The organism is Mycobacterium riyadhense (genome assembly GCF_963853645.1).
Taxonomy (GTDB): Bacteria; Actinomycetota; Actinomycetes; order Mycobacteriales; family Mycobacteriaceae; genus Mycobacterium; species Mycobacterium riyadhense.
In genome coordinates this window covers 2,563,551-2,587,162 of record NZ_OY970456.1, presented here as the reverse complement: position 1 = coordinate 2,587,162, position 23,612 = coordinate 2,563,551, and the positions used below count along the sequence as shown (strand labels likewise).

Genomic DNA, 23,612 nt, shown 5'->3' with positions numbered 1-23,612 from the left:
GCTCCCCCATCACACCGGTTGTGCCGTCGGTGCGGCGGCGGGTTCGTGAATCTGCGGTCCCGGCTCAGGCGCGTAGAGCTCCTCAATCTCCGCGGCGTATTTGGTGGCGATCGGCCGGCGCTTGAGCTTCATCGTCAGCGTTATCTCATCACCGCCGGGCTCCCACAGAGTGGGCAAGATGCGGAACCGCTTGATCTGTTCCACCCGAGACAGTTTCGCGTTGCCCGCGGCCACCCCGGCGGCGATCTGTGCGATCACCTCGGGATCGGCTGCCAAGGCAGCGGGCGAGACCGCTAATCCGCGCCTGGCCGCATACGGGCCCACCGAGTCAGCGTCGAAGACCATGAGCGCGGTGTTGTACGGTCGCCCATCGCCGATTGCGAGCATGACGCCGACCATCGGGCACGCGGCCAAGATGGTGTTCTCGATGTTGGCCGGTGACATGTTCTTGCCGGCCGCATTGATGATCAACTCCTTCTTGCGATCCACCACTCGTAGATAACCGTCAGCGTCGATGTCGAAGATGTCACCGGTATGGAGCCAGCCGTCGGCGTCGATCGCCTCGGCGGTCTTCTCCGGTTCCCGCCGGTAGCCGTTCATCACCAGCGGACCGCGCACCAGAAACTCGCCGTCGTCGGCGATCTTGCCCTCCAATCCGGGCAGCAGTTTGCCGACGGTGCCCAGACGTGCGTCGCGGGGATGGCTTGCGGTAGCCACGCAACTGAGCTCGGACATCCCCCAGATCTCGGCGATAGGGACGCCGATGCCGGCGAAGAACGCCAGGGTCTCCCTGGGGATCGGCGCCGCTCCCGAGATGGCCCACCGAAGCTCGCCGAAGCCGAGCCGCTCGCGCAGCTTGGACAACACCAACTCGTCGGCCTTAGCCCATTCGGCGGCAACCTCATCCGACAACGAGTCACCGGCCAGCAGGGCGTCGGCACGCTTGACGGCCACCGACAGCGCCCACTGCATCGCCTGTCGCTTCATCTCGTCGGTCTCGTGGCTGACCGTGAATTCGATTCCGGCCTTGAGCTTTTCCCAAACCCGAGGCACCGCTCCCCATACCGTCGGCCGCACGTCGGGCAGCGCGGCCGCGATTGCGCGTCCGTCAGACAGCGCCGTGACCTGGGTGCCGAACATTTCCTGCAGATACAGGCCCGTCATCCGGTCGGCGATGTGGGCCGTCGGCAAGAACGACGTGACCCGGTCACCGGACTGGATTCCGAGTACCTCGTCGATGGCGTGACCCTCAAACAGGATGTTCGTATGGGTCATTTCCACGCCCTTCGGGTTTCCCGTCGTCCCGGAGGTGTAAATCAAAGTGACTATGTCGTCGGGCGCTACGGCGCGCCAGCTCGACTCGAAGTCGAAATCCGTGCTGCCGGCGGCATACAGGTCGTCGACCGAGAGTGTGCCCGCCGGCGTCCCGTCAATGCAGATGATGTGTTCGATGGGGGCACCGCTGGCGCGCACGCGGTCGACGTATTGTTCTTCGCACATCACCACCTTGGTGCCGGCATTGTCGAACAGGTAGGACAGCTGCTCGGCGGGCAGCGTGTTGTACACCGAAAACGAGGTTGCGCCAACGTGTTGGGCACCTACCTCGAGCGGATAGAACTCGATCCGGTTTGCCATCATCAGCGACACGGTGTCGCCGCGCCGCACACCAAGACCCGCTAGGCCGGCGGCGACCTGGCGCACCTGCGCCGCATACTCGCGCCAGGTCAACGTCTGCGTGGCGCCCGGCGTCCGCAGCGCCACGGCGTCCGGATCGATCGCCGCGGTGCGCTGGAATGCCTCGCACATGGTCGTCGGACGCCCGGTTGTGGTCATTTCGGTTCTCCTTAGCCCCGAATCAGCACTGCCCGCATCACATCGGTGAGCGTACGTCCGCGTCGTGGGGCGCGGAAGCCCGCACGCTTGGCCTCGCCGGCCGGCGGGGCGCCGAGTACGTTGGCGACAGTGGGTGTCAGTCCAAGCATCGACGTCAGCAATCTGTCCCCGGTTGAGCGGACTGCGCTGCTGACCCGGTACGCCAGGGCGCTCGATAGCCGGTGGCCCCGGGTAGCGGAGTCCTGGAATCCGCGGTTAACGCTCGTGGAAGAGGCCAGCCTGGCGCATGCTCCCGAGGTTGAGTTGTTTCCGGGCTGGATTCGCTTGGCTACCAAGGTATTCGCGAAGTTCAAGGCGGGTGCCCGTAAGGCACGCATCTTGCGCTATCGGTTTGCCACCGTGTGAATTCCGAGCGTCGCACGTAACAAGAGTCACAGCTGCCTCATCGTTGGGCCGGCGTTACACGGATTTAACCTGTGCCGCCCCAAAGCCCGCTGTCTATCCATAGGATTCGCTGCGGTTTGGGCTCGCACAACGTCGTCGGCCCATCGTGCATTGCTGGCCGACGGGATGGTTGTGATGAATTTTTCGGTGTTGCCGCCGGAGGTCAATTCGGTGCTGCTATTCACCGGTGCGGGATCTGGACCGATGTTGGCGGCGGCGTCGGCCTGGGATGGGCTGGCCGGCGACTTGGGTTCGGCAGCGGCCTCATTTTCGTCGGTGACCTCTCAGTTGGTCGGCGGCGCCTGGCGGGGTCCGGCAGCGGCCGCGATGACGGGCGTTGCGGGCTCCTATGCGGGATTGTTGCGCACGGTGGCGATCCAAGCCGAACAGGCGGCGAACCAGGCCCGGGCGGCCGCGTCTGCGTTCGAGACAGCGTTGGCGGCAACGGTGCATCCGGCCGCGGTGACGGCCAATCGGAGTCGGCTGATCTCACTGGTGGCGGCGAATCTGTTGGGGCAGAACGCCCCGGCCATTGCGGCCACCGAGGCCGCATATGACGAGATGTGGGCCCAGGATGTGGTCGCGATGCTTGGCTACCACGGCGAGGTCTCGACGGTCGCCTCGTTGTTGACGCCGTTCGTGCCAGTGTCGAGCGCGGCAGCCTCGAACGGCGGTGCAGTGTTCGTCGCGGGGCTTCCCTTTCTGGACCTGGGTAACGTCACCATCGGCGGCTTCAACTTTGCCAGCGGCAGCCTGGGCATCGGCAACCTTGGCAGTTTCAACTTGGGTAGCGCCAACACGGGCGACACCAACTTGGGCATCGCCAACATCGGGAACGTCAACCTTGGCAGCGGCAACATCGGCAGTTACAACCTGGGTGGCGGCAATACCGGCGACTTCAACCTCGGCAGCGGAAACACGGGAGGGCTCAACCTGGGTAGCGGAAACATTGGCGGCTACAACCTCGGCAGCGGCAACGTCGGAAACTCAAACCCGGGTAGTGGGAATACCGGCCATTCCAACTTTGGCAGCGGAAATACCGGCAATCTCAACCTGGGCGGCGGCAACACCGGAAACTCGAATTTTGGGTTCGGCAACACCGGCAATACCAACTTTGGTAACGGCAACACCGGCGACACGAACCTTGGCAGCGGCAACTTTGGCACTGGCAATATCGGATTCGGGAACAAAGGCTTCAACAACATCGGCTTCGGGAACCGCGGCAGCAATAACATCGGCTTCGGACTCACCGGCGATAACCAGATAGGTTTCGGCGCCCTGAATTCCGGTAGCGGAAACATCGGCTTCGGAAACTCGGGCAACGGTAACATCGGCTTCTTCAACTCGGGCGATTCAAACATCGGCGCACACAACTCGGGCACCGGAAAAGGTGCCTTGAGCGTGGAGTTCGGCAGTTCGGGCTACCGCAACTCGGGCTTCGGCAACTCGGGCGAGCTCAGCACGGGCCTCAGCAACTCGGGCCCGCTCAGCACGGGCTGGTTCAACTCGGCCAGCACCAGCACGGGCTGGTTCAACTCGGGCACCACCAACACGGGCTGGTTCAACTCGGGCACCACCAACACGGGATTCGGAAACTCGGGCGGAAATTTGGTCAGTGGCAGCATGGGTTTGTTCAACTCAGGCCACACAAACGTCGGCAGTTTTAATGCGGGTAGCACAAACACGGGTGACTTCAACTCGGGCGACACGAACACCGGTTCCTTCAACTCGGGCAACATCAACACAGGCTTTCTCAACTCGGGCGACCTCAACACGGGGTTGTTCAACTCGGTTAACCAACCCGTCGAAAACTCGGGCTGGGTGCACACCGGCACCAATAACTCGGGGTACGCACACACCGGCACCAATAACTCGGGCTTCGACCACGACAATAGCGATCACAACACCGGTCAGGACCCCGCCGTCACCGGCAATGCGGGCCTTGCAAACAAGGGCAACTACAACGCGGGCATCATCAACGTTGGTGACTACAGCTCGGGCTTCAGAAACGCGGCAGCCACAGTCACCGGCACCGCCGCCAACTCGGGTTTCGTCAACGTGGGAACGTCAATTTCGGGCTTTTTCAACTTCGGCAACCTCATGTCGGGCTTCGCGAACTTCAGCGACGAGGTCTCCGGGTACCTCAACGCAGAAGATCAAGCATCGGGTTGGATCCACTAGCGATCAGTCTGGAACTTGTTGGGCCGCACTAACATTGGCGGTGACGCCCGGAGGTCATTTCACCGCGCCGTCGCAGCCGCCCGCTTAGGGCGTGTCTCCCGATTTGTTGGCCCCTACCCTGGCGTGGATGACGGAGCAGGCCAGTAGCACGCCGCCGAGGTAGGTCAGGGCGTATTTGTCGTAGCGGGTCGCGATTCCGCGCCACTGCTTGAGCCGGCTGAAGCCGCGTTCGACGGTGTTGCGCAGCCCGTAGAGCGTCGCGTCGAAAGCCGGTGGCCGCCCGCCGGCTGACCCCTTGGCCTTGCGCCGGTCAATCTGATCTTGGCGTTCGGGAATGGTGTGCTTGATCTTCTTAGACCGTAATGCGGTACGGGTACTCGGGTGCGAGTAGGCCTTGTCGGCGAGCAACCGAAAATCCGTGCTGCCCAGGGCGTATTCGGCGCATGCCTGGCGATAGTCGTCGAGCAGGGGCATCAGTTGCGGATTGTCGCCGGCCTGGCCGGCGGTCAATCGGATCCTCACCGGAGCTTGGCGCTGATCGGTCAAAGCGTGGATCTTGGTGGTCAGCCCGCCACGCGAACGGCCGATCGCATGATCGTCGGGCTCATCGGCGGATTTCTTGTAATTCGACAGTGCCCCCTGTGTGCAGCGTGTCCGAGCGCGCACCCGCACTGTGCTGGTGTGCCCGCACGTTCGTCGAATCCACCGACAACAACTTCTCGATGCCCTCGGTCATCTCGGCGCCGGACCCGCACGCGGCTGCGACGTGGGCGAACATCTCGTCGTAGGTGCCATCCAGCGACCACCGGTGATGGCGCTTCCACACCGTTTGCCAGGGCCCAAACTCCGCAGGCAGGTCCCGCCACGGGCTTCCCGTGCGAAACCGCCAGACAATCCCTTCCAGAATCAGCCGATGATCACTAAACCTGTTGCCGCGCTTGCCCTCATGCGACGGCATCACCGGCTCGACCACCGCCCAGAACTCATCTGAAATCACACCCATTCGCGTCACTGGACAATCCTCACCAGTCAGGACGCAAATATTCGGGAGACACGCCCTAGCCGCCCAAGCACCCCGGACCGAGCAATTCTTTGAGGTCGCCCATTAACGCCGGCGAGGGCGTCACCCGCAGCGACTGATCCAGCTCCAGCGTGGTGATCCGGTCCCCGCTGATGAGCCGCAGATGAACCTGCGAGGTACCGGGGTGGCGCGCCAGCACCTGCTTGAGCGCACTCACCTTGTCGAACGTGCACTGTCGGGTGGGCAGGCTGACGGCCAGCGGTCGATCCGCTTGCGCATTGGAAAAGTCGGGCACCACAAGTTCGTTGGCGATCAAAGCCACCCGGTCGTCGCGCACCGCCACCTTGGCGTTGATCAGCACCACCGCATCGTCGGCGATGTCGGCACCGTAGGTGGAGTAGGTGTGCGGGAAGAACATCACTTCAATGCCGCCGGTGAGATCCTCCAATTGCGCCGACGCCCAGGGCATTCCGTTCTTGTTGACACGCCGGTTCACGGCGGCCAGAATGCCGCCCACGCGGACCTGGGCCTCGTTGGACACATCGCCGTCCAAGATCGCCGGGATCGCCGTGTCGACCTGGGCGGAAAGCAGGTGAGCGACGCCGTTGAGCGGATGCCCCGACACGTACAGGCCCAGCATCTCCCGCTCCAGGGCCAGCTTGTGCTTGTCTTCCCACTCGTCGTCGGGCACCTTGATGGTGAATACCGCATCGGCGCCGGCATCGCTGCCGCCGAACAGATCGAACTGCCCCATCGCCTCGGCCTTCTTGGTGCCCAGCACCGAATCCACCGCGTCGGTGTGCACCAGGAAAAGGCCCTTGCGAGCGTGTCCCAGCGTGTCGAACGCGCCCGCCTTGATCAGCGACTCGGTGACCTTCTTGTTGCATGCCGAGATGTCGATCTTGTTCAGGTAGTCCGAGAAGTCGGTGAACTTGCCCTTGTCGTTGCGAGTTTTGATCAACGAACCGACCACGTTGGCGCCGACGTTGCGTACCGCGCCCAACCCGTAGCGAATGTCGTCGCCCACCGACGCGAAGTTCAGGCCGGACTCGTTGACGTCCGGCGGCAACACCGTGATGCCGAGCTTGCGGCAGTCGGCCAGATAGACGGCGGCCTTGTCCTTGTCGTCACCCACCGACGTCAACAATCCGGCCATGTATTCGGCGGGATAGTTGGCCTTCAGGTAGGCGGTCCAATAGGAAACCATGCCGTAGCCGGCGGCGTGTGACTTGTTGAACGCGTAGTCGGCGAACGGCAGGATGGTGTCCCACAGCGCCTTGATCGCGCCAGCCGAGAATCCGTTCGCCTTCATCCCGTCGGAGAAGCCCTCAAACTCTTTCTCCAGAACCTCGCGCTTCTTTTTGCCCATGGCCTTGCGCAGAATGTCGGCTCGGGCAAGCGAGTAGCTGGCCACCTTCTGCGCGATGCGCATGATCTGCTCTTGATAGACGATGAGGCCGTAGGTCTCGGCGAGGATTTCACGCAGTGGTTCTTCGAGTTCGGGGTGAATCGGTTTGATGGCCTGCCGGTTGTTCTTGCGGTCGGCGTAGTCGTTGTGGGCGTTCATGCCCATCGGGCCGGGCCGGTACAACGCGATGACGGCGACGACGTCTTCGAAGCCGGTCGGTTGCATGCGACGCAGCAGGTCGCGCATCGGCCCGCCGTCGAGCTGGAACACGCCAAGGGTGTCGCCGCGGCCCAAGAGCTCGTAGGTGGGCTTGTCGTCGAGCGGCACCGATTCCAGGTCGAGGTCAACTCCCTTGTTGGCCTTGATGTTTTCGATGGCGTCGCCGATGATCGTCAGGTTGCGCAGCCCCAGGAAGTCCATCTTCAGCAGGCCGATGGCCTCGCACGACGGGTAATCCCAGCCGGTGATGATGGCACCGTCCTGCGGCCGCTTCCACAGTGGGATGGCCTCGGTCAGCGGTTCACTGCTCATGATCACCGCGCACGCGTGCACGCCTGCGTTGCGGATCAGACCCTCGAGGCCGCGCGCGGTCTGGTAGATGGTGCGCACATCCGGGTCGGTTTCGATGAGGCTGCGCACCTCGGCGGCTTCCTTGTACCGCTCGTGGCTGGGGTCGGTGATCCCGGCGAGCGGAATGTCTTTGGCCATGATCGGCGGCGGCAGCGCCTTGGTGATCCGGTCGGCGATCGCGAAGCCGGGCTGGCCGTAGTGGATGCGCGCCGAATCTTTCAGCGCCGCTTTGGTTTTAATGGTGCCGAAGGTGATCACCTGGGCAACCCGGTCGTGGCCCCACTTGTCGGCGGCGTAGCGCACCATCTCGCCGCGACGACGGTCGTCGAAGTCAATATCGATGTCGGGCATCGATGTGCGCTCGGGGTTCAGGAAGCGCTCGAACAGCAGACCGTGCGGAATCGGGTCGATGTCGGTGATGCCCAGGGCGTATGCGACCAGCGAGCCCGCGGCCGAACCGCGGCCCGGGCCGACCCGAATGCCCACCGAGCGTGCGTAGTTGATCAGGTCGGCAACGATCAGGAAGTAGGACGGGAATCCCTTGGCGCAGATGACGTCAATTTCGTAAGCCGCGCGCGTGACGTAGCTCTCCGGCGGACCCGCGGCAAATCGGCGGTTCAGGCCGGCGTCCACCTCGTGGCGTAGCCAGGACGCCTGATCGTGTCCCTCGGGCACCGGAAAGATGGGCATCCGGTCGCGCGGTGTCCATACATCTGCATAGGACTGCACGCGTTCGGCGATCAACAACGTCGAGTCGCACGCGCCGGGAACCTCGTCGTCCCAGAGCTGACGCATCTCGGCGGCCGACTTCAGGTAATAACCATCGCCGTCGAACTTGAACCGGTTGGGATCCGACAGCGTCTTGCCGGTCTGGACACACAACAAAGCCTCATGGTTGTGGGCGGCGTCGCGGGTCACGTAGTGGCAGTCATTGGTGGCAAGAGGCGGAATATCGAGCTTTCTGCCGATCTCGAGCAGGCCCTCACGAACCCGGCGTTCGATCGTCAGCCCGTGGTCCATCAGCTCCAGGAAGTAGTTGTCGGGCCCGACGATCTCGCGCCACTTGGCGGCCGCCTGCAGCGCCTCACGATCCTGGCCCAGGCGCAGGCGGGTCTGCACCTCGCCGGAGGGGCAGCCGGTCGTGATGATGATGCCCTCGGCGTGTTCGGCGATGAGCTCGGCATCCATGCGCGACCACTTGCTCAGCTGGCCCTCGAAGGAAGCCAGCGAGGACAGTTTGAACAGGTTGCGCAGGCCGGCGGCGTTCTCGGCCATCATCGTCAGGTGGGTGTAGGAGCCGCTGCCCGAGACGTCGTCGGCCTTCTGGCTGGGGTCACCCCAGGAAATGCGCCGGGTGTCAAAGCGAGAGCCGGGCGCAATGTACGCCTCGACCCCGATGATCGGCTTGATCCCGGCCTTGGTCACCGAGTTGTAAAACTCGCTGGCGCCGAACATGTTTCCGTGGTCGGTCATCCCGATCGCGGGCATTCCCAGCCGCTCCACCTCGGCGAGCATTGGGGTGATCTTCGCGGCACCGTCCAGCATCGAATACTCGGTGTGGTTGTGCAGGTGCACGAAGGACGACTGGTTCATAGGGACGCCAGTCTATGACCGAGCACTGACGTGTTTCGGGCGTGTCGCAAAGTGTGTCTTTGAGGCCGCTACCCGTACAGCTCTACGAAGTGTTGCAGCGACTTTTCTACGTCTCCTTTGACGGCGCGAGCGGCCGCGGAACCCACCGGACCGAACAACGCACGCCCGCCCAGCTCGAGGCGCAGACCGAGCGTGGACCCGTCTTTGCTGGGCGTTACCGTGAGGGTGACGCCATACTTTGCTCCGCCTTTGCCGGCTCCCGACATCGCGACCTCGTGCGGCGGGTCCCACTTCGTGATAGTCCACGTCACCCTGTTTCGTAAACCTTTGGAACGTGCCACACCCACAATCTGAGTGCCTTCGGTCAGCTCGTCGGGCAGCTCGCCGCGCCACCCCTCGTGAATCACCAGCCAGTCGCCCAGCGTCGACAGATCCGAAACGTGGTCCCACATCTTTTGTGGGCTTATCGGCATGTCGGAGGTCATCTCAACGGAAGCCATCGGCCCAGCCTAGCCCCGCTTTTTCAACCAACACTTCCCCAGGTACGGTCCGAGCCATGAGCGTGCCCGGCCTACGTCTTGTTGCGGACGGACTTCCGCGTCCCCACGGTGTGCTAGGCATGCCGCCGTTACCGCCCGCACGAGAGTTCTTAACGTCAGCGGGTTTCGGCGGCGCCGCAGCCCTGGCCGCGGCCGTAATCCTTGCCCTCATCGCGATGTTCGCCGCGCGCCGGGCATCGAAGCGGCACCAGACGCAGCTCGACCAGCAAGAACGCCACCATCAGGAAATTCGCGAAGATGAGCGACGCGCCGCGGCAGTGCAACGATGCTGGCAGCGGCTGGTGTGGGTGGTGGAAACCGCGGGGGTGGAACCGGCAGCCAGCGAAAACGCCACCCTTGGACTCGGTCCGGAACTGGCCCTGGAACTGCTGCGAGGGCTGCTCCACGACGCCGAACAGCTCGGCGACGAAACGCTGGCCAGGTCCGTGACGGTGTACCTCAACCAACTTTCGTTGGTACTGGCACAGCAATCCGGTTCGCTAGCCGACCTTGCCGCGGCCGGTTCGCACGCGACCGCAAAGATGGACAACCAATCGCGGCAGCAGGTGCCTACACCTACTGCGCCACCTGCGGCCAATGAACCACACAACGCCGGCTCAGCCGATGGCGGAAGGCGTTGGCGCCGATGACAACCACACGGCAACACATCGAGGACCTCGACCCCACGGCGTGGGCCGCACTCACCAAACGCGCCGCCGCGGTTGCGGTCGCCGCTGCACAGCGGTTCGGAAGCACGCCCCCCGTGGAGCTGCTCGCGGTGGCAACGATGACTGAACGGGATCTCGTCGAACACCGTGCCCGCCTTGGGCCGGCACGGAAGCGCCCGTCGGCGATGATGCGGCTGGTCGAGGCGGACCACTTGCGGGTCATCGCCGAGGGCCACGCACGCCAGGCCCTGCAGGATAAGAAGGACGCTGAAGCGGCCGCGTCGTTGGCGCGGGCTGAAGCCGAACAATCGGCGCGCGACGCCACGGCAGCGCGTGAGCGCGTTCGCCAGATACAGGCGCAGGCCGCGCGCAAGGACGCGGAACGGTCCGCCGAGCGGGCGGCCGCGCAGCAGGCCATCGAACAAATGCGCACCGAACTCGAACGGGTCCGTGCCGATGCTGCGGCCGAGGTCGCCGCTGTTGGTGAACAATTCAAAGCCGCCGAGGCGCGAGCCCGGCAGCGGACGGAAGAACGCACGGCCGAACGAGCGACCGCGCGACAAGCCTTCGAACAGCTGCGCGACGAGCTCGAACGGGTCCGTGCCGACGCCGCGGCCGAGGTTGCCGCGGCGCGCGGGCACGCTGACGCCGAGATTGTGGCCGCACGCCAAACCGCCGAAGCCGAGGTCGAACAGATCCGTGCGGCAGCGGCAGCCGAGATTGCAGACGAATCATCGCAACTATTGACCATTCCCGTCCCACCGCTGGGCGTGAGTGCCCATACGGGGCGCATTGAGCATGCGGTTTCTGTGGTGCGCCAGATTGATTACGTGCTGGAAGCCGGCCTCATTGAAGACGCCGGTGACGATGTCGAATCGCGGCGTCCGATCGATACCGAACTCGTGCGCAGCCTGGTGCGTACGGTGCGGGTGCAGGCTGCCGATCTCGCCGAGGAATTGCACAGCCTGTCCTCGCACTACACCGTGCAGTGGCAGATCGAGGCCGCCGACAGTTACGCCAGCGCCGCTGCCAGCGCCTACGGCGCTCTGCTACAGCGGATTGCGACGGCAATCGAGCAACTCGGCCAACACGACGACAGCGCGAATGCTGAGGTCGTTCAGATGGTCACCACGATGCTGGCCGACCACCCGTGGCGTCGATATTGATACGAGATTGATGCGAGCCGGCTCCGCCGCTCCCCGTCAGCGACCGGGGCCGCCACGCAGTTTGTTGCCGATGCGAATCCCGGGCAATAGCAGACTGCGCGGTATGTATCTGCCGCTGGTGCTCACGAACTTGGGCACCACCCCGGGCACCACACTGCGTTTGCCGGCAAGCATCCCAGCGATCGCGGCTTCCGCGACGTCATGCGGGGAGACTTGGGCGATGGGGATGCTGAACCGCTCGGCACTGGCGATCTCAGCCCACTCGGTGGGCACCGGGCCCGGGCACAGGGCGGTGACCGACACACCGGTTCCGTGCAGTTCTTCGTGAACGGCCTCGGAAAACGTCAGCACAAATGCCTTGCTGGCTGAATACACCGCCATGTAGGGAATTGGCTGGAAACCGGCGATCGATGCGATGTTGAGCACCGCGCCCGCGCCCCGCTCAACCATCCCGGGCAGGGCCGCACGAGTCAGCTCCATCAACGCCAGCGCATTGAGCGTGACTTGTTCACTTTCGCGTTCGGGCGCCAACTCGTAGAACCGCCCGCTAGTCCCGAAGCCCGCGCTGTTGCACAGACCTCCGATCGGATCGCTACGCAAGCGATCGGCGAGCTGGGCCCGAGATTGCGTGTCGGCCAGATCCAGCGGCAAGACCTCGACCTCAACGTTGTGTTCCTCGCGCACCTGATCGGCCAGCTCGTCGAGGCGTTCCCGGCGCCGGGCGACCAGCATCAGGGGGAAACCGCGGCCGGCCAAGCCGCGAGCAAGTTCGACACCGATGCCGGAGGAGGCGCCGGTAATGACGACGGTGGTCTCTTTGCCTGGCTTCGGAAGACTCATGACATCACCAATGTATCCCTCGGGTCGCCCGCACAAACGTTTCGCTTCGTTTATCGAGATCCGTTGTGTCCGTTGCGGATTGGCCACCCTGGGCGGCGGCAGAATCTTTGAACATTCCGAATGCGCGGTTACGTACCCGGTCCATCACCGCGGGGTTGACGGCGTCGGCCACCGCAGCCAACTGTCCGAACGGCGAGCTGGCCCGCCGGGGCCGGTGCACAATCGCGTCGGTGATCACTCCGGCCGCCTGCTCCGGCGTCAGCGCGGGGAACTTTTCGTACATCGTCGTCGGACTGATCATCGGGGTACGGACCAGCGCCATGTGCACGGTGGTGAAGCGGACGTTCTCGCTGATCGTCTCGGCTTGCAGCGCGTCGCACAGGCTGTCCAGCGCCGCCTTGCTGGCGATGTAGGCACCGAAACGCGGCGCGCGCGTCTGCACACCGACCGAGGAGACATTGATGATCTGCCCGAAGCCGCGTTCCCGCATTCCCGGGATGAACTTGAGGATGAGCTGGACCGCGCCGAGGTAGTTCAGCTGCATCGTCCGCTGGTAGTCGTGGATCCGTTCGTAGGACAGCTCCAACGACCGCCGAATTGACCGCCCCGCGTTGTTGATCAGGATGTCGACACCGCCGAGATCGGCAAGCACCTTGTCGGCCATCGCGGCAATGGCGTCCATATCGGACAGGTCGCACGGGTAGACGTGAGCGGCCCCGCCATCGTCGCGAATTTCACCGGCGACCTTCTCCAGGTTTTCCAGAGTTCGGGCGACCAGCACCACTGTGCCGCCCGCTTCGGCGATCTTCTTCGCCGCCGCCTCTCCGATGCCCGACGACCCCCCAGTGATGAGGGTGATCTTGCCCTCGACGGCGTCGCTGAGCTTGCGGCCCTGCACCACATCGAGCAGGTTCCTGAAGTAGAACGGTCGATATCGCCCAGCCGAATTGGGGGTGTTGATGATGTTGGACACTGCAGCAAACGGCTTTTCGACGAGGTTCGTCAGGTCACCGAGATTCATCGATTCTTGCTCCTGATGGCGGGGAATGTGACACAGGCCATGTGGCCAACCTAGGGCATCCGCCAACAAACCGATGCAGAGGGGCGGCGCCAGCGATTGGAGTGCGCATGGTAGCGGAGCAATCGTCTTGTCACGTCAGGTAATCCGAGCGTGATCGCGCCCCAACCACTTCACCCTGGTGGCTGGACGCTTGGGCGACTGACTGCAGCAGGAGTCCCCTCGCCGAGACGGTCACAGATTCTTGATCTCGTTCTTGATCTCGTCGCGCAGCCGGCCGCCGACGAATTTTCGCGTTTGTAGGCGTGTCGCGCCCCGCATCCACCCAACAGCCGGTACTCACCAGATATGAGACTGATCGCCGCCATCGTGGCTGCCCTGGTTCTGAGCGCCTGTAGCTCTCAAACGACGCCTCCGGCGCCCAGTTCGCCTCCCGAAACGACGAGTCCCTCGGCAACCGCACCCGCCGCGGGGTCGACGCTCGACTGCGCCAAACCGGCAAATGCGGCCCAGCAGTTGGCGTGCACCGACGCGAAACTGGCCGACCTCGACCACCGACTCCAGACCGCCTACCAGCGGGCGCTGGATCGCCCAGGCGCGGACAAAGCCGCACTGACAGCGGCCCAAAACAGCTGGGCGCCAACCCGCGACCAGTGTGCGCAGAACGCCGACATGCCCACCTGCGTGCTGGAGGCCTACCAGACCCGGCTGGTCCAGTTGGCCATCGCCGATCCCGCCACCGTGACTCCCCCGCTCATCACCTACCGGTGTCCGGCCGACAGTGGCCCGCTAACGGCGCGGTTCTACAACCAGTTCGACCCGAAGGCGGCGGTGGTGAACTGGAAAGGCAACCAGTACATCTTGTTCGTCCAACCCTCAGGCAGTGGCGCCCGATACGGCCGCCAGGGCATTGAGTACTGGGAGCACCAGGGTGAGGTGCGGCTCGATTTCAGTGGCGTATCCCAAGGCGCCACGTTCGTCTGCCAAACATCCTGAACGGTCAAATCGAGGCGCCCGCGCCCGACGTCGGTGAACCTCCGCACCGAAAACCCCTCCTGCCGCAACGCGTCCGGGTGAGAATGCAGGTCATGCGTCGCTCATTCGAGTGTCTGGTCGCGGAGGCACTGGCGGCGCCCGTGGAGTGCTGGGATTTCTCCTGGCTCGACGGCCGTGGACCGAAGAACGAACATCGTGGGGCTACCAACGGCTGATGAGCCAACGGTTGGCCACTGCGTCGGCCGCGTTGGACATCCACACCGGTGATGGGGAGGTGCTGGCGGGTGCGGAGAAGTTCCCGCCGACGATGGTAGCCACCGAATCGTGGCCGCCCAACGCGGCGCCGGCGCCAAGCGATTGCATCCGCGTGGAGTAGTGGTTGTCGCGACGCGCGACGAGCCTCCGCTGCCGTTTGCCGACGAGTCGTTCGACCTGATCACCAGCCGACACCCGATCACCGTGTGGTGGACCGAGATTGCCCGGCTGCTGCGCCCTGGTGGCACCTACTTCGCGCAGCACCCCGGACCGGCTACAGTGTCCGAGCTGCTGACGCACGTGATCGGACCCCAGCCGCAACTATGGTGCCGGCTTGAACCGGCTGCCCAGCGCGTCCAGGCCCAAGCCGCCGGGTTGGAGATCGTGGACATGCGCATGGAGCGGCTTCGAGCCGAGCGGTTGCGCGTGACGAACAGACGTAAAAGGCCCCAAAACACTGGTGTTTTGGGGCCTTTTACGTCTGTTCGTCACCCCTCGTCGCGTAACACGTCCAGCGCGTGCTGCAGATCGGGCGGGTACGGGCTGACGATCTCCACACGCCGGCCGTCGGCCGGATGCGCGAATGCCAGCGACCGCGCGTGCAGCCATTGCCGTTGGAGCCCAAGCCTTTTCGCAAGCCTCGGGTCGGCTCCGTACACCAGGTCGCCGCAGCATGGATGGTGCAGCGCGGCGAAGTGCACCCGGATCTGGTGGGTGCGACCGGTTTCCAGATGCACGTCGAGCAGGCTGGCGGCGACGAAGGCTTCCAGGGTGTCGTAGTGGGTGAGACTGTGCCGACCGTTCTTGGTGACCGCGAACTTCCATTCACCGCCGGGGTGCCGGCCAATCGGCGCGTCGATCGTTCCGCTGGATGGATCCGGATGTCCTTGCACCAGCGCGTGATAACGCTTGTCGACCGAGCGCTGCTTGAAGGCCCGCTTGAGCACCGTGTAGGCGCGCTCGGAGAGCGCCACCACCATCACCCCGGAGGTGCCCACGTCCAGGCGATGCACGATGCCCTGCCGCTCGTGCACACCAGACGTGGTGATCCGGTAACCGGCCGCAGCGAGACCACCGAGCACCGTGGGCCCGGTCCAGCCCACCGACGCATGCGCCGCCACCGCGGCCGGTTTGTCGACCGCGACGATGTCGTCGTCGGAATACAGGATCGTCATGCCCTCGATGTCGACGGGCGTGTTCTCCAGCGGTGGCGGCGCCTCGGGCAACCGCACCTGCAGCCAGCCACCCGGTGTCAGGCGATCGGACTTCCCCGCCTGCACCCCGTCCAGTTCGACGCCGCCCTCCTCGGCGAGCGCCGCCGCCGCGGTCCGGGACAGGCCCAGCAGACGGGCCAGCCCGGCGTCAACACGCATGCCCGCCAATCCCTCCGGAACGGGCATCGAGCGGTGGGTCATCAGCGCTGGTCGGCCTTATGCCGGCCTAGAGTGGCCCTTTCGGCTTTTCGCCGGCCCACGGTGTCAAAGTCAAAGCCGAAAATCGACAAGACGACCAGCAGGATCGCGCCGCCAACCACCGACGGATCGGCGACGTTGAACACCGGCCACCAGCCGACCGACAAGAAATCCACGACATGACCGCGCAACGGCCCGGGCGCGCGAAAGAAGCGGTCTACCAGGTTGCCCATCGCGCCGCCGAGGATCATCCCGAGGCCCAGCGCCCACCAAGGCGACACCAGCCGCCGCCCCATCCAGAAGATGCCCACCACCACACCCGTCGCAATCAGTGTCAACACCCAGGTGTAGCCGGTCGCCATCGAGAACGCGGCCCCCGAATTGCGCACCAAAGTCCAGGTCACCGTGTCGCCGATGATCGACACCGGCTGTCCCGGGGGCAGCAGTTTGACGGCAAGCACCTTCGTCACGATGTCGAGTACCAGCACGACCGCCGCGACCGACAACAGCAGACGCAGCCGCCGGGGCGGCGCGGGAGCTTCGGGTTCCGCGGCATCCCCGGTCCCCTCCGCCGAGGTCAGTGGATCAGCCGATCCGGTTGGTTCGTCAGGCACTCCCCCATCATCCCCCAGAGGCAATGTGGTCCCCGCACGCGGATAGGCGTGCCACACATGCGAGATGATCCCCTCATGGGCCGGCTCACCGTCATCACCACCGGAGGAACGATATCGACGAGCACTGGCGCCGACGGGGTGCGCCGCCCCACCCACAGCGGTGCGCAACTGACATCGAGCTTCGATGTCGACGTGATCGATTTGATGGCACTCGACAGCTCACAGCTGACACCCGCCGCCTGGGACCGGATCCGTGCAGCGATGCGGGCTGCCATCGATGATGACGCCGAAGGCGTGGTCGTCCTGCACGGCACGGACACCATGGAAGAGAGCGCGCTGTGGCTCGACCTCACCTATACGGGCAATGTCCCGGTGGTGCTCACCGGCGCCATGCGCAGCGCCGACGCGCCCGACGCCGACGGTCCGGCCAATCTACGCGACGCACTGGCGCTGGCGGCCAGCCCGGACGCCCGCGACCTCGGTGTGCTGGTCTCTTTCGCGGGCCGGGTGTTGCAGCCGTTGGGCATGCGGAAGGTCGCTACCGACGACCTGAGCGGCTTCGTCGGCGAGCTGGTGGGAACCGTCGACGCCGGCGTGCGACTGACGCGCACCAAGACCCGGCCGTACCTTGGCGACGTCAGCGCCGCCGCGGCGCCGCGAGTCGACATTGTCGCCGCATACCTGGGAAGTGACGCGGTTGCGCTGGACGCCTGCGTAGCAGCGGGTGCGCGAGCCGTGGTGCTGGAAGCCCTGGGCTCCGGCAATGCCGGGGCCGCGGTGGTCGACGGCGTGCGCCGGCATTGCCGCGACGGGGTCACGGTCGCGGTGTCCACCCGAGTACCCGGTGGGCGGGTCGGTGCGAGTTACGGTCCCGGGCATGACCTGGTGGAAGCCGGCGCGGTGATGGTGCCACGGCTAGCACCGCCGCAAGCCCGGGTCCTGCTGATGGCGGCGCTGGCGGCCCAACTACCGGTCGCCGAGGTCATCGACCGCTGGGGCTGAGCTCGACTCCTCAACTCGCAGTTCACCGACATAGTCCGGCCAGTCCAGGCTGTCGACCGGGTTAGCGCTGGTGATGTCGAGGGTGTCGATGGGGAATGTTCGGGCCGGGCCAGGGCCCGAACCGCGAGTCTCGAACCGGATGGTGACCACGCCGTGGCCGGCCCCCTGCACCCAGCCGTGCCCGAATTCGCGATGCGCCACGTCGTCGCCGACCCGCCACGCCGCGGTGTCCGAGCCGGTTAACAGCGCGGCTCGCAGAGTGTCGAAATCCTGATGGGCTTCCTCCGATGTCTCCGGCAACGTGTCCAGGTCCGGGAACAACGACTCCTGGCGCACGTCGCTCAGACCCGAAAACCCAACGCCCAGAAGGCGAATGGGCCCGATCTGGCGAGGATCGAGCAGCAGCCGTCGGGCCACCGCAATCAGCGCACCGGCCTCGGTCGTGGCGTAGGGCAGCGTCGCGGAGCGGGTCAGCGTGCTCATGTCGGACTTCTTCAACTTGACGGTGACGGTTCGCGCACCGCGACCGTCGCGCAGCAGGCGCTGGTGGGCGTGCTCGGCTATCGGGTCGATCGCGTCGTGCAGCTGATCCAGGCTGGTCAGATCGACCGCGAAGGTGGACTCGGCGCTGATCTGCTTGGCTCTACCGCCCTCCGCCACGGGACGATCGTCGATGCCGCGGGCCAGCCGGTGCAGCGCGGGTCCAACCGTCGCACCCAGGATGTTGGCCGCCTCGGCGTCGGTCAGCGCGGCCAGCTGCCCGATCGTCTCGATGCCGAGACGGTGCAGCTTCTCTTCCGCGACCGGGCCAATGCCCCACAGCCGTCGCACCGGCAGCCCGCTGAGCAGGAATTCTTCTTCGGCGCGCCGCACGATCCGAATGCCGTCGGGTTTGGCCAGGCCCGACGCGATCTTGGCGATCTGCTTACCCGAGCCCGCGCCGACCGAGGCGACCAGGCCCGTCTCGTCGCGCACCCGTCGTCGCAAGCCTTCGCAGAACACCTCGACGTCCTCGGCCGACGCTCCGGCAAGTTGGGGAGGTTCGCCGAAGGCCTCGTCGTAAGACAGCTGCTCGACGACAGGCACCATGGCGCGCACGGTATCGAAGACCCGGCGGCTGGCCACCCCGTACACAACCCCGCGCGGTGGCAGCACCACTGCCGTCACGCCGATCAGGCGGCGGGCCTGATGCATCGGCATGGCCGATCGGGCACCGAACACCCGCGCTTCGTAGCTGGCACCGGCCACCACGCCACGGCCACCCAACCCGCCGACCAGTACCGGCCGCCCACGCAGGGTCGGCCGGGTGAGTTGTTCGACAGAGGCGAAAAACGCATCCATGTCCAGGTGCAGCACCCAACGGGACTCCACAATTGCTGATGCTATTGGGCTAGCGTCAGGACACATGGCGATGAATCTGTGTCAGGTTGTGCTGTAGCTCGAATCGCTGGGCCAAGGAAGTGGAAAGCCGTTGGGCGCTCGCTGGAACTGGGCGACAACACCCTTGAGATCGGACCGGGACGGAGTCTGCGAGTGCTGGTGGACAAGAGGCTCACGTCGAGATCGATGCCGCGATGGCGCAGCGGCTGCAGCGCCGGTACGACCGGGCGCATCATCAACGGCGACGGCACCGACAGGATTGCCTGCCAGTTCACCTCGGGGGTGTCGCGATGCTGCATCCCCCACGATCTGGATCGGCTGTTTGCGCCTTCCGTGCTCAAGCCCGGCGGCGTGTTTGCTTAGAGCGGCGTGCCGTCGCTGATGTTCCGAATCCTGCATTTGCGCGATACCTGCAACCCGGTCCCGCCGGAAAAAGTCGGTGCCGGCAGGCAACGCTGGCGCGCACTCAAACCCGCTTAGCCGCGAAAGTGCAACCACCGAAGCGTCTATTCGGGAAATGTGTTGCCAGTGGCACTTTCGCGGCTGCTAGACGAGCGGGCAGCCCGCCGACCGTAGCGCGTCGCGGATCCGCGCTAGGACGATATCTGGCCGATTACGCAGCAGCTCGGCACTGACTCGGATTATGCGCCAGCCCCGACGCTCCAGTTCAGCGGTGCGGTCGATATCTTTGGCACGGATGCGCGGGTCGGTCCAGTGTTGCGCGCCGTCGTATTCGACGCCGACGCGCCACACCTCCCAACCCATATCGACGCGAGCCAGCACCCCACCCCAGTCGTTTTGCACCACGATCTGGGTCTGCGGTTTGGGTAATCCCGCGGCAATGATCGCGAGTCTGGTCCGCGTCTCCTGCGGCGATTCCGCACCGGCGTCGACTAGGGGGAGCACCCGTCGCAACTGCTTCATACCTCGAGCGCCGCGGTGGGCGTACATCAGCGGTTCAACATCGTCGACGTTGAGCCCGGTAGATCTTGTCAACGAATCAATAGCGATGACGGCGGTCAACAGCCCCGGTCGGCGCCCCAAGTCGAACACGGTGCGGGCAGGCGAGGTAACTGGCACGCCGTCGACCGCGGTGGTTTCGCCGGTCAGCAACGCTTCGTTGCGAGTGATGATCAACGCTGGCGGACGTTTACGATCGCTTATGAGTTCGGCAGGCTTGTGCGGATCGACCCATTGCGCCCCGAGTAGTGCAGCCGCGGAATTGCCGGCGACCACCGCCTGCTTTCCCGACCATAGCCAGGCGGCGACCGCCCGATCGCGTGCGGTGAGCCCGCTGTCACGTCGTTGGTAGACATTGCGATAGATCCGTGTGCAGGACCGGCGCAGCTCGCGTTCGGTAAATGTGCCCGCATACACCGCCTCGGTGCCGAGAAATGGCGTGCTCCGCCCCATGGCCGCAGACTGCCACGACCCTCCGACATTCCGCGAAAGTGCGGCCATCGACACGTCTACCCGGGAAACGCGTCGTGGAATGCACTTTCGCGGCTCATGCTCACCCGGACACCGTCGCCGATCGCGACGGCGGCCGGTCCTGGCTCGGCGAACTGGAAGCTAGTAGCGAGTATCTCCCGCGCGATGAGCCCTTGGTGGGTCCGCGCCCAGGCTTCGCGTTCCGCGGGCACCGAGATCACCACACGGATGCGGTCGGACACGTCCAGGCCGGTCGTCTTGCGCAACTCCTGTAGTTCGCGGATGCGGTCCTTTGCCCAGCCCTCGGCCTCCAATTCTTCAGTCACCGTGCCGTCCAGGACGACGAGCCCGGTGCCGCCGGGAAGCGCCGCGGTGAACTCCGGGTCGGCGGCCACCAGCCGGGAGCTGTACTCATCGGGCTGCAGCACCACATGACCCGCCGTCAACGTGCCGTCCGGGTTGACGACGCCGTCGCCGGCCTTGACCGCCTTGATCGCGGCCTGCACATCCTTACCGAGACGCGGCCCCGCCACCCGGGCGTTGACGGTGAGCTCGAACCGACCGTAGGCGTCGATCGCGTCGGTCAGTTCGACCTGCTTGACGTTGAGTTCGTCACCGATCAGGTCGGCGAATGGCTTCAATCGTTGCGGGTCTTCCACTGCCACAGTGAGTTTCGGCAACGGCAAGCGTACCCGCAGCTTCTTGGCCTTGCGCAGCGAGGATGCGGCGGAGCACACCTCACGGACCTGGTCCATTGCGGCCACCAACTCGGCATCAGTGGGCAGCTCGTCGGTCTGCGGCCAGTCTGTCAGATGAACCGAACGCTGTCCGGTGAGACCACGCCAGATCATTTCAGTGGTCAGCGGAAGCAATGGAGCAGCCAGCCTCGCGGTCACCTCCAAGACGGTATGCAGGGTATCGATCGCATCGACATCTTCCTCCCAGAACCGTGAACGCGACCGTCGCACATACCAATTCGTCAACGCCTCGGCGAACTGGCGCAGCTGTTCGCACGCCCCCGAGATATCGCAGACCTCCATCGAATGGGTCAGATCGTCGCGCAGCCCGGCCAGCTTAGCTACGATGTAGCGGTCCAGGACATGCGACGAGTCCGCACGCCAGGCACCGACTTTCGGTGCGTACAACGCCAGGAAGCTGTAGGCGTTCCACAACGGCAGCAGCACCTGCCGTACCCCCTCGCGGATGCCCTGTTCGGTGACGATCAGATTGCCGCCGCGCAGGATCGGCGAGGCCATCAGGAACCACCGCATGGCATCGGACCCATCGCGATCGAACACTTCGTTCACATCCGGGTAGTTGCGCAGCGACTTGCTCATCTTCTGGCCGTCCGAGCCCAGCACGATCCCGTGCGCCACACAGGTTTTGAATGCCGGACGGTCGAACAGCGCGGTGGCCAGCACGTGCAGGGTGTAGAACCAGCCTCGGGTCTGCCCGATGTACTCCACGATGAAGTCACCGGGATAATGCCCCTGGAACCAGTCCTCGCTCTCGAATGGGTAGTGCACCTGGGCATACGGCATGGACCCCGAGTCGAACCACACGTCGAGCACATCGGGAATGCGCCGCATCGTGCTACCGCCAGTGGGGTCGTCGGGGTTGGGACGGGTGAGCTCGTCGATGTAGGGCCGGTGCAGGTTGGTCGGCCGCACGCCGAAGTCGCGTTCCAGCTCATCGAGGCTGCCATAAACGTCCATGCGTGGATAGGCCGGGTCGTCGGACTTCCACACTGGAATCGGCGTGCCCCAGTAACGGTTTCGTGAGATGGACCAATCGCGGGCGCCCTGCAGCCACTTGCCGAACTGGCCGTCTTTGACGTGTTCGGGATACCAGGTGATCTGTTGGTTCAGCTCCACCATGCGGTCCCGGAAGTCGGTCACCCTGACGAACCACGACGACACCGCCCGGTAGATCAATGGGTTTCGGCATCGCCAGCAGTGCGGGTAGGGGTGTTCATAGGTCTCGTGACGCAGCAGCACCGCGCCGTTCGCCGCCGCCGGACCGCTCTGGTTCTTCAGGTCGCGGATGATCTGCGGGTTGGCATCGAAGACGTGCTGGCCCTGGTAGTCCGGAACGGTGGCGTCAAAGCGGCCTTTGGAATCGACAGGTGTGACCGGCACAATGCCGACCGGATCGGTCGTTGCCATGTCGTCCTCACCGTAAGCCGGTGCCATGTGCACCATCCCGGTACCGTCCTCGGTGGTGACGAAGTCGGCGCCAAGGACGCGAAAAGCGTTGGGCGAGTCCATAAAGAACGCAAACGGCGGCAGGTATGGAGTGCCCAAAAGATCGGCCCCCCGGTAAGTGCCCAACACCTCGGGCTCCTCACCGAGCTCGCGTGCGTAGGCGGCCAGCCGTTCGGCGGCCAGCACGAAACGCCGATCGCCGACCCTGACCTGCACGTAGGTCACCTCCGGATGAACAGCCACCGCAAGGTTCGACGGCAGCGTCCACGGCGTCGTCGTCCACACCAATAGGTAGGCACCAGCCAAGGGACCACCTGCCACCGTGAAGCCGACTGTGATGGCGGGGTCTTGGCGGCTTTGGTAGATGTCGTCGTCCATTCGCAATTCGTGATTGGACAGCGGGGTCTCGTCGCGCCAGCAGTACGGCAATACTCGGTAGCCCTCATATGCCAAGCCCTTGTCCCACAGTTGCTGGAACGCCCAGAGCACCGACTCCATGTAGCTGATGTCGAGCGTCTTGTAGTCGTTGTCGAAGTCGACCCAGCGAGCTTGCCGAGTGACATACGCCTGCCATTCGTCGGTGTAGCGCAATACGGATGCGCGGCAGGCATCGTTGAAGGCGGCGATGCCCATGGCGTCGATCTGGGATTTGTCGGTGATCCCAAGCTCGCGCTCGACTTCGAGCTCGGCGGGCAGCCCGTGGGTGTCCCAGCCGAAGCGGCGCTCCACTTTGTAACCGCGCATGGTGCGGTACCGCGGCACGATGTCCTTGACGTAGCCGGTCAGCAGGTGCCCGTAGTGCGGCAAACCGTTGGCGAACGGCGGGCCGTCGTAAAACACGTACTCCGGCGCGCCGTCCCGGCGGGCGATGCTGGCGCGGAAGGTGTCGTCGCGAGTCCAGTAATCGAGCACCCCAAGCTCGAGCGCCGGGAAGTCGGGGGCCCCGCCGCCCAGCTTCGGATACGCCCTGGGGTCAGCGTTCTCGGTCAAGTGCGTCGTCTCCCTGTGCCAGGTCAGGCCCGGGGACGACGATGCGC

At 64.8% G+C, this 23,612-nt stretch carries 16 protein-coding genes and 3 pseudogenes; 8 read left to right on the top strand and 11 right to left on the bottom strand.

Translation table 11 applies throughout. The features are described from left to right. Window positions 1-9: 9 nt before the first annotated feature. Complete coding sequence (fadD11, locus tag AADZ78_RS11745) at window positions 10-1,833, bottom strand: fatty acid--CoA ligase FadD11 (protein WP_085252729.1); 1,824 nt, start codon at window positions 1,831-1,833, stop codon at window positions 10-12. A gap of 228 nt (window positions 1,834-2,061) precedes the next feature. Here fadD11 and AADZ78_RS11740 point away from each other — a divergent pair. Further along, window positions 2,062-2,238, top strand: a pseudogene (locus AADZ78_RS11740) (class I SAM-dependent methyltransferase); the annotation flags it as partial. A gap of 174 nt (window positions 2,239-2,412) precedes the next feature. Beyond that, window positions 2,413-4,458: a PPE family protein gene (locus AADZ78_RS11735; RefSeq protein ID WP_085252731.1), complete on the top strand. Its 2,046-nt coding sequence runs from the start codon at window positions 2,413-2,415 to the stop codon at window positions 4,456-4,458. An 84-nt stretch (window positions 4,459-4,542) separates the two neighbouring features. Here AADZ78_RS11735 and AADZ78_RS11730 read toward each other — a convergent pair. From AADZ78_RS11730 to AADZ78_RS11720, 3 genes and pseudogenes are all read right to left on the bottom strand, one after another. Then, a pseudogene (locus AADZ78_RS11730) lies at window positions 4,543-5,470 on the bottom strand (IS5 family transposase). A 46-nt stretch (window positions 5,471-5,516) separates the two neighbouring features. After that, the gene (dnaE, locus tag AADZ78_RS11725) at window positions 5,517-9,050 is read right to left on the bottom strand and encodes a DNA polymerase III subunit alpha (RefSeq protein WP_085252238.1); all 3,534 of its coding nucleotides are present in this window, start codon (window positions 9,048-9,050) and stop codon (window positions 5,517-5,519) included. A gap of 68 nt (window positions 9,051-9,118) precedes the next feature. After that, a complete protein-coding gene (locus AADZ78_RS11720) occupies window positions 9,119-9,550 on the bottom strand; it encodes a type II toxin-antitoxin system Rv0910 family toxin (RefSeq protein ID WP_085252239.1) in 432 nt (143 codons plus the stop codon). 56 nt (window positions 9,551-9,606) lie between these two features. On the opposite strand from AADZ78_RS11720, the gene AADZ78_RS11715 reads away from it, so the two are divergent. Together AADZ78_RS11715 and AADZ78_RS11710 are read left to right on the top strand one after the other, a co-directional pair. Further along, window positions 9,607-10,239 carry a hypothetical protein gene (locus AADZ78_RS11715; protein ID WP_239656746.1) on the top strand — a complete coding sequence of 211 codons (633 nt, stop codon included), beginning with the start codon at window positions 9,607-9,609 and terminating at the stop codon, window positions 10,237-10,239. Then, window positions 10,236-11,423 carry a hypothetical protein gene (locus AADZ78_RS11710; protein ID WP_085252240.1) on the top strand — a complete coding sequence of 396 codons (1,188 nt, stop codon included), beginning with the start codon at window positions 10,236-10,238 and terminating at the stop codon, window positions 11,421-11,423. The genes AADZ78_RS11715 and AADZ78_RS11710 overlap by 4 nt, the downstream gene beginning before the upstream one ends. Window positions 11,424-11,459: 36 nt before the next feature. Here AADZ78_RS11710 and AADZ78_RS11705 read toward each other — a convergent pair whose 3' ends face one another. Both AADZ78_RS11705 and AADZ78_RS11700 read right to left on the bottom strand, forming a co-directional pair. Further along, window positions 11,460-12,263: an SDR family NAD(P)-dependent oxidoreductase gene (locus AADZ78_RS11705; RefSeq protein WP_085252241.1), complete on the bottom strand. Its 804-nt coding sequence runs from the start codon at window positions 12,261-12,263 to the stop codon at window positions 11,460-11,462. Between the two features lie 4 nt (window positions 12,264-12,267). Continuing rightward, on the bottom strand, window positions 12,268-13,284 hold the full coding sequence (locus AADZ78_RS11700; RefSeq protein ID WP_085252242.1) for an SDR family NAD(P)-dependent oxidoreductase: 1,017 nt from the start codon (window positions 13,282-13,284) through the stop codon (window positions 12,268-12,270). 345 nt (window positions 13,285-13,629) lie between these two features. On the opposite strand from AADZ78_RS11700, the gene AADZ78_RS11695 reads away from it, so the two are divergent. Next, a complete protein-coding gene (locus AADZ78_RS11695; RefSeq protein ID WP_085252243.1) occupies window positions 13,630-14,277 on the top strand; it encodes a lysozyme inhibitor LprI family protein in 648 nt (215 codons plus the stop codon). 92 nt (window positions 14,278-14,369) lie between these two features. Then, window positions 14,370-14,818: pseudogene (locus AADZ78_RS11690) on the top strand (class I SAM-dependent methyltransferase); the annotation flags it as partial. A gap of 202 nt (window positions 14,819-15,020) precedes the next feature. On the opposite strand, the gene AADZ78_RS11685 reads toward AADZ78_RS11690, so the two are convergent. Both AADZ78_RS11685 and lspA read right to left on the bottom strand, forming a co-directional pair. After that, a complete protein-coding gene (locus AADZ78_RS11685) occupies window positions 15,021-15,947 on the bottom strand; it encodes an RluA family pseudouridine synthase (protein ID WP_085252244.1) in 927 nt (308 codons plus the stop codon). After that, entirely contained in the window at window positions 15,947-16,558 is a 612-nt protein-coding gene (lspA, locus tag AADZ78_RS11680) for a signal peptidase II (protein ID WP_085252245.1), read from the bottom strand. Before lspA ends, AADZ78_RS11685 begins: the two co-directional genes overlap by 1 nt. A 42-nt stretch (window positions 16,559-16,600) precedes the next feature. On the opposite strand from lspA, the gene AADZ78_RS11675 reads away from it, so the two are divergent. Continuing rightward, entirely contained in the window at window positions 16,601-17,560 is a 960-nt protein-coding gene (locus tag AADZ78_RS11675) for an asparaginase (RefSeq protein ID WP_139828933.1), read from the top strand. Here the strand turns inward: AADZ78_RS11675 and AADZ78_RS11670 are convergent. Beyond that, window positions 17,525-18,916: a DNA polymerase IV gene (locus AADZ78_RS11670; RefSeq protein ID WP_085252247.1), complete on the bottom strand. Its 1,392-nt coding sequence runs from the start codon at window positions 18,914-18,916 to the stop codon at window positions 17,525-17,527. The genes AADZ78_RS11675 and AADZ78_RS11670 overlap by 36 nt on opposite strands. 177 nt (window positions 18,917-19,093) lie before the next feature. On the opposite strand from AADZ78_RS11670, the gene AADZ78_RS11665 reads away from it, so the two are divergent. Then, window positions 19,094-19,303, top strand: coding sequence for a hypothetical protein (locus AADZ78_RS11665; RefSeq protein WP_308204474.1), 210 nt, complete (start codon window positions 19,094-19,096; stop codon window positions 19,301-19,303). A gap of 183 nt (window positions 19,304-19,486) precedes the next feature. Here the strand turns inward: AADZ78_RS11665 and AADZ78_RS11660 are convergent, their stop codons facing one another. Further along, entirely contained in the window at window positions 19,487-20,353 is an 867-nt protein-coding gene (locus AADZ78_RS11660; protein WP_085252248.1) for a DUF559 domain-containing protein, read from the bottom strand. Window positions 20,354-20,409: 56 nt separating this feature from the next. Next, entirely contained in the window at window positions 20,410-23,565 is a 3,156-nt protein-coding gene (gene ileS, locus AADZ78_RS11655) for an isoleucine--tRNA ligase (RefSeq protein WP_085252275.1), read from the bottom strand. Between the last annotated feature and the right edge of the window lie 47 nt (window positions 23,566-23,612).

Coding starts and splice junctions, on each gene's coding strand:
- fadD11 (WP_085252729.1), bottom strand. CDS start 1,833: ATGACCACAACCGGGCGTCCGACGACCATGTGCGAGGCATTCCAGCGC.
- AADZ78_RS11735 (WP_085252731.1), top strand. CDS start 2,413: ATGAATTTTTCGGTGTTGCCGCCGGAGGTCAATTCGGTGCTGCTATTC.
- dnaE (WP_085252238.1), bottom strand. CDS start 9,050: ATGAACCAGTCGTCCTTCGTGCACCTGCACAACCACACCGAGTATTCG.
- AADZ78_RS11720 (WP_085252239.1), bottom strand. CDS start 9,550: ATGGCTTCCGTTGAGATGACCTCCGACATGCCGATAAGCCCACAAAAG.
- AADZ78_RS11715 (WP_239656746.1), top strand. CDS start 9,607: ATGAGCGTGCCCGGCCTACGTCTTGTTGCGGACGGACTTCCGCGTCCC.
- AADZ78_RS11710 (WP_085252240.1), top strand. CDS start 10,236: ATGACAACCACACGGCAACACATCGAGGACCTCGACCCCACGGCGTGG.
- AADZ78_RS11705 (WP_085252241.1), bottom strand. CDS start 12,263: ATGAGTCTTCCGAAGCCAGGCAAAGAGACCACCGTCGTCATTACCGGC.
- AADZ78_RS11700 (WP_085252242.1), bottom strand. CDS start 13,284: ATGAATCTCGGTGACCTGACGAACCTCGTCGAAAAGCCGTTTGCTGCA.
- AADZ78_RS11695 (WP_085252243.1), top strand. CDS start 13,630: ATGAGACTGATCGCCGCCATCGTGGCTGCCCTGGTTCTGAGCGCCTGT.
- AADZ78_RS11685 (WP_085252244.1), bottom strand. CDS start 15,947: ATGACCCACCGCTCGATGCCCGTTCCGGAGGGATTGGCGGGCATGCGT.
- AADZ78_RS11660 (WP_085252248.1), bottom strand. CDS start 20,353: ATGGGGCGGAGCACGCCATTTCTCGGCACCGAGGCGGTGTATGCGGGC.